A 5,929-nucleotide genomic window follows, 5' to 3' on the forward strand; every position below is an offset into this window, starting at 1 on the left:
TCCCCCTTAGCTCAGTTGGTTAGAGCGACGGACTGTTAATCCGCAGGTCCCCCGTTCGAGTCGGGGAGGGGGAGCCACTTCCAAGAAATTATTAGACTTTTCTGCCTAATTACACTACCCTACAATCATTATTTTCAGTGCTTTATCTTATATAACAATAACTCTCTAAACACATCAAAAATATATAATTAAATTGATGAATTTGATAAAGAATTTGGCACTACACCCGATACTATCAGAATAATCCTCTTTAAGAAGCGTACTATGGCTGGTTTTAGAAAACTCATCATACTCCAAGTCACCTCATGGTTATTACTCTCTTTGATTAGTAGCTTTTTTTTCGCCACTAGTTTCGACTCAGCAATTAGTAAAGCACAACAAAGTGCACATGCTATGGTGACAGAATACATAAAAGACAAAAAGCTATCAGAAGTAACACCAGAGCACATTAACCAGGCTCTAAACAGCGGCGAGGTATTTTCAACCTTCATTGTACGAGATTTTGATGGTAATACCGTTCTACAAGTTAATACACCGACGAACCTTCCTTTCGTTGCTGACTTTATAGAAACCTACATCAATGCGATCCGTCCACAATTTGCAGTCAATGATAGTAAAGACATTAAGATTGAGTTTTTAATAAATGCACAGAGCCAGGCGCAGTTATTGCAACAAGCACTTTTGCTGCTTCTCGTTATTTCAGCTTTGCTTGCTTTTATTCCTGTCTTTTTCATGCAAGGTGTGTACAAAAAGCTCAACCGTAATGTCAGTATGACTGTAGCGAGTGCTGTTGACTCATATATCACGCAAAACCAAGCCACTGACAACATAGAGTTTGATTTTAATGATGGCAAAGTAGCAGAACTTGGCCAAGAGCTAACCCCTTCTTTTAAGCGACTGGCGAGCTTTTTAAAGTCGAAACAAGAAGACATCAGAAATGCAGCACATTCAATCAAGCAAGAAGCTTATAAAGATGTGGTTACAGAGCTTGGTAACCGTAACATGTTTGTTGAGTATTATGAGCAATATATAGAGTCTTCATCCAAAAAAGCGTTTGGATCGTTAGCAATGATACGCTGCTCCGAATTACAAGTCATAAACCAAACTCGTGGCTATCAAAAAGGCGATGAATACATTAAGTCAGTCTCGGATATTATCAAGCATGTCACTGGTACTTATGCTGGCAGCCAAGTCTTTCGACTAAATAGCTCTGACTTTGCCGTTATCTTACCCAATGTGCCAAGTAAAGAAGCAGAAGAGTTTGGCGACACGTTACAATCACGATTCACTCAATTCCAACAAAATCAAGAACTGTCTTCGGTTGCAAATACAGGAATTGTTCCATACGAAAACGGTAAACCATTAGGTGAACTTCTGTCTGTTGTTGATAACGCCATGAGTATGGCACAAAGCAAGCAAGCCAACGCGTGGCATATACAACGAGAGTCGGATCTGGTGAATAATGTTAGCGCTGGATTTGGCAACCAAAACTGGCGCCGTGTGATCCGTGATGTAATAGCCAGCAAACGTGTCAGTTTGATGATGCAGAACATTATGCCAATTGGCAAAAATTCAAAAGCTTATGCTGAAATACAATCTCGCTTTAAAACGGAGGAAGGTCAAATGCTACCGACGGCCTCCTTTCTTGCCATGGCAGAAAAACTAGAAATGGCTATCGAGATTGATCAGTTGATCATTGATACCTCTTTGGAAACGATAAAGACCCGAAACTTCAATGAAAAATACTTTGGTATCAATGTAACTGCATCAAGCGCCCATAACGATCAATTTGTGATCTGGTTAGAGCGTCGTCTCCTTAAAGAAACAAATCTTGCTTCCAAATTGGTATTTGAGGTCAGTGAATTTGGTTTGCAACAAAATATCAAAGCCAGTAAGCGCTTCATTGATATGGTACATCGAGCAGGCGCTCGGATCACAGTCGAACGCTTTGGTGTCGGTTTGACATCATTTAAATTCTTCAGAGACTTGAAACCTGATTATATAAAAATGGATGCTAGCTATACTCGAGGACTTGAAGAAGATAAAAACAACCAATACTTTATGCGCCTGATGGTCGATCTTGCCCACCGAATTGGTGTTAATGTGTTCGCGGAAGGTATTGAAAGTCAAGAAGAAAAGCATATTGTTGAAACATTGTGTCTCGATGGTGTGCAAGGCTATTATATAGAAAAGCCAAAAGAAATTTAGACTCTACTGTCTTCAAATTATGAGGGCAACATTTGCCCTCCCCTCTAATGAGCGACAATTTGCCAAAGCAGATACATTCTGTGTTATTATTGGCAAGGATTATCATTTCAATTTATCCTCGCATGTTTTTAAATCAACAAGATAAACATGGAAGATAAAGCAATGTGTTTAATACTGGATTGTCAGCAAGTGCAGAAAATAACACCATGATTTTAATAGCTTTTAACTTTTAGCTACACTTTTTAAAACTAGGTCTTACCACAGCTTTGGTAAACCAGCTAAACCCAAGGGTGGCAATAGACATAGACTAAGATATGGTGCTGTAGTGCGAACTGGCAGCGATAAACACAGCAATGATATTGAGTAGAGATGGTATTGTTCTAAGGAATATACCTAAAACACTAACAGAGTCTGCACTTATACCAATTCGCTTGATTAAGTGACTATTTTGAAGCGAGAAAAACTTCTTATTTAGTTGTTTTAGATAAGAAACTTTTAACGCAATTAGCGTCAGATTTACTCCTTCAAATTGAGCAAGTATTAAGACTCATTGGTATTACATCAAGCTGGTTCTTTTTATGATTAACTATCACGGCAATATCATAGTGCAAAAAGCTATGAATCGTGAGTAAGTTATAGAGGCAAGAATGACCGAGTACATTTTGTTGCTCATTGGCACCGTGCTAGTGAATAACTTCGTTTTAGTTCAATTTTTGGGATTGTGCCCATTTATGGGGGTCTCTGGTAAGTTAGATACTGCTGTGGGTATGTCTTTGGCGACAACCTTTGTGCTTACACTTGCCTCAGTTACCAGCTACCTTGTAAATCAATATATTTTGCTACCGCTCGATTTAACTTTTTTAAGAACCATGAGTTTTATTCTTGTTATCGCCGTAGTGGTGCAGTTTACTGAAATGGTTGTGAGAAAAACTAGCCCAACTTTGTACCGTTTACTCGGGATCTTCTTACCTCTTATCACCACAAACTGTGCCGTGCTTGGTGTTGCCTTACTCAACATCAAACGAGATCATACCTTTTTGGAATCAGCAGTGTATGGCTTTGGTGCGGCGGTTGGTTTCTCTATGGTGTTAGTATTATTTGCCGCTTTACGTGAACGTTTAGCGGTGGCTGACGTACCAAGTCCATTTAAGGGCGCATCTATTGCGATGATCACCGCAGGTTTGATGTCTCTTGCATTTATGGGATTCTCTGGATTAGTTAAGTTTTAAAATATGACGTTAATGTATGCATTACTTGCGCTAGGGGCGCTAGCATTGGTATTTGGGATCGTGCTGGGCTACGCCGCGGTAAAATATAGAGTTGAAAGCAACCCAATTGTAGAACAAATCGATGCGATTTTACCGCAAACACAATGTGGACAATGCGGTTATCCAGGGTGTCGCCCCTATGCTGAGGCGATTGCGAATGGCGATGAGGTGAATAAATGCCCTCCAGGCGGCGAGGCAACCGTCAAGAAACTTGCAGACTTAATGGGTGTCGAAGCTAAACCACTGGCCGGTGGCGAAGAAGCTGAGCCGGTTAAGAAAGTAGCATATATTCGCGAAGATGAATGTATTGGCTGCACCAAGTGTATTCAGGCCTGCCCTGTCGATGCAATCGTTGGTGCAACAAGGCAAATGCACACTGTACTAATTGACGAGTGCACAGGGTGTGATCTGTGTGTTGAACCCTGCCCAGTAGATTGTATCGACATGGTACCGGTTGCACAGACCAAACAAACGTGGAAGTGGCAACTTGATGCCATTCCTGTGACACAGATTGATTAAGAGGTTTAAGTGGAAACATTACTTGAACAAATAGAAAGCGGAAAACTGTGGCAGTTCCCAGGCGGCATTCATCCACCAGAGCAAAAAGCGCAATCTAACCAACACCCTATTTCGCGCTTGCCCCTGCCTGAAAAACTCATTTTGCCATTAAAGCAACATATAGGGGCAAATGGCAGCTTGCTGGTAAATGTCGGTGATCACGTATTAAAAGGACAAGCGCTAACTGCTCCAGGCACCAATTGGTCTTTGCCGGTTCATGCGCCGACGTCGGGCGTGGTTGAAGCCATTACGCCGATGCCATCTGCGCACCCTTCAGCTATACCTGAATTAAGTATTATTTTACGTCCAGACGGTGCGGATAAATGGATAGAATTAACACCTATCCGTGATATTTCCTCTCTCGATAACGCTCAGCTTATTGAAATAATTCACCAAGCCGGTATTGCAGGAATGGGCGGTGCAGGCTTTCCAACCTATGTAAAAGCCGATAGCCCCAAGCCAATCGAGTTTTTGGTTATTAATGGTGTTGAGTGTGAGCCTTATATTACCGCTGACGATCGCCTGATGCGTGACCATGCGCAACAAATTGTGTCAGGGATAGAGGTTTTACAACAGATCCTAAAGCCTCAAAAAATATTATTTGGTATTGAAGATAATAAACCTGAAGCCATTGCAGCCGTATCAGCCGCAGCGAAGCACAATCAGGATATTTTAGTTCGTAGCATTCCAACAAAGTATCCATCTGGCGGTGAAAAACAGCTGGTTAAACTACTCACATCAAAAGAAGTGCCAAGTACAGGGATCCCAGCTGATATAGGGGTACTGGTGCAGAATGTAGGGACACTATTTGCTATTTGGCAAGCCGTTTTTGAAGGGAAACCTTTAATTGAGCGTGTTGTTACTGTCACAGGCAATACTATCAACCAGCCAAATAATGTCTGGGCTTTACTCGGAACAGAAATAAAACATCTTCTAGACTCACAAGGCTTCTCTCCTGTTGACGCACAACGTGTAGTTATGGGCGGTCCCATGATGGGCTTTACCCTCCCCTCGGTTAGGATCCCTGTCGTAAAAACAACAAACTGTATTCTTGCACCAGACAATAAAGAGTTGGCCATTCCTGGGGAAGAAAAAGCTTGTATTCGTTGCAGTGCTTGTGCCGATGCCTGCCCGCAGAGCCTGCTACCTCAGCAACTACAATGGTTTGCCAAAGGTAAAGAATATGAAAAGTTAGAAGAGTATAACCTGTTTGATTGTATTGAATGCGGAGCTTGCTCTTACGTTTGTCCAAGCGAAATCCCCTTGGTGCAATATTACCGAGTAGCGAAAGCTGATATTCGCGAACAAAAACTTGAGCAGGTTAAAGCTGAGCGTGCTAAAGAGCGCTTTGAAGCTAGAAAAGCGCGACTAGAGCGAGAACAAGAAGAGCGACAGAATAAACATAAACGCCGTTCACCCAGCTCACCAGCAAAAGCAGCAGAGCAAGAGAAAGTGCAAGAAGCACTGGCTCGTGTAAAAGATAAACAATCAGACAAGTCTGCAGTACAAGCTGCCATAGCGCGTGCTAAAGCCAAACGTGGGGAAAACGGCGAACTTGAGCCTGATAACAGCGCTATCATGCAGGAGCGAGAGAAACGTAAAGCACAGGCACGTAAATATAAAGAAGCGAAAACCGAGCAAGTAAGTAGTGTTGACCAAAAGGATGCTGTAGCCGCCGCTATCGCTCGTGCCAAAGCGAAAAAAGCAGCCGCTCAAGAACAGGTTTCTTCTGATCAAGCACCTGAAGACAAAAAGACCGCTGTGGCCGCCGCCATTGCCCGTGCTAAAGCGAAAAAAGCAGCTAAACAAGCAGAAGACGCAAACGACAACACAGCTGAGCAGAGCGAGGCTGTGCAAAGTACTGATGACGTAGCTGACCCTCGTAAAGCCGCTGT

4 protein-coding genes and 1 tRNA gene are annotated in these 5,929 nt (G+C 42.5%); all 5 read left to right on the plus strand.

The genetic code is table 11. From position 1 onward, the window contains the following. Positions 1 to 77: transfer RNA gene (locus HUZ36_RS21510), tRNA-Asn, on the plus strand. Positions 78 to 264: 187 nt separating this feature from the next. Beyond that, a complete protein-coding gene (locus HUZ36_RS21515) occupies positions 265 to 2,208 on the plus strand; it encodes an EAL domain-containing protein (protein ID WP_176033937.1) in 1,944 nt (647 codons plus the stop codon). A gap of 647 nt (positions 2,209 to 2,855) precedes the next feature. After that, positions 2,856 to 3,437, plus strand: coding sequence for an electron transport complex subunit RsxA (gene rsxA, locus HUZ36_RS21520; RefSeq protein ID WP_128730139.1), 582 nt, complete (start codon positions 2,856 to 2,858; stop codon positions 3,435 to 3,437). 3 nt (positions 3,438 to 3,440) lie between these two features. Beyond that, entirely contained in the window at positions 3,441 to 3,995 is a 555-nt protein-coding gene (gene rsxB, locus HUZ36_RS21525) for an electron transport complex subunit RsxB (RefSeq protein ID WP_125251571.1), read from the plus strand. A gap of 9 nt (positions 3,996 to 4,004) precedes the next feature. Further along, on the plus strand, positions 4,005 to 5,929 hold a 1,925-nt coding region (gene rsxC, locus HUZ36_RS21530; protein WP_176033938.1), incomplete at its 3' end, for an electron transport complex subunit RsxC.

Origin of the sequence: Pseudoalteromonas sp. McH1-7 (assembly GCF_013366255.1) — a bacterium.
In the GTDB taxonomy this organism is placed as follows: domain Bacteria; phylum Pseudomonadota; class Gammaproteobacteria; order Enterobacterales; family Alteromonadaceae; genus Pseudoalteromonas; species Pseudoalteromonas peptidolytica.

Excerpts from the sequence above, each read along its gene's own strand:
- rsxB (WP_125251571.1), top strand. The coding sequence starts at position 3,441 with ATGACGTTAATGTATGCATTACTTGCGCTAGGGGCGCTAGCATTGGTA.
- HUZ36_RS21515 (WP_176033937.1), top strand. The coding sequence starts at position 265 with ATGGCTGGTTTTAGAAAACTCATCATACTCCAAGTCACCTCATGGTTA.
- rsxA (WP_128730139.1), top strand. The coding sequence starts at position 2,856 with ATGACCGAGTACATTTTGTTGCTCATTGGCACCGTGCTAGTGAATAAC.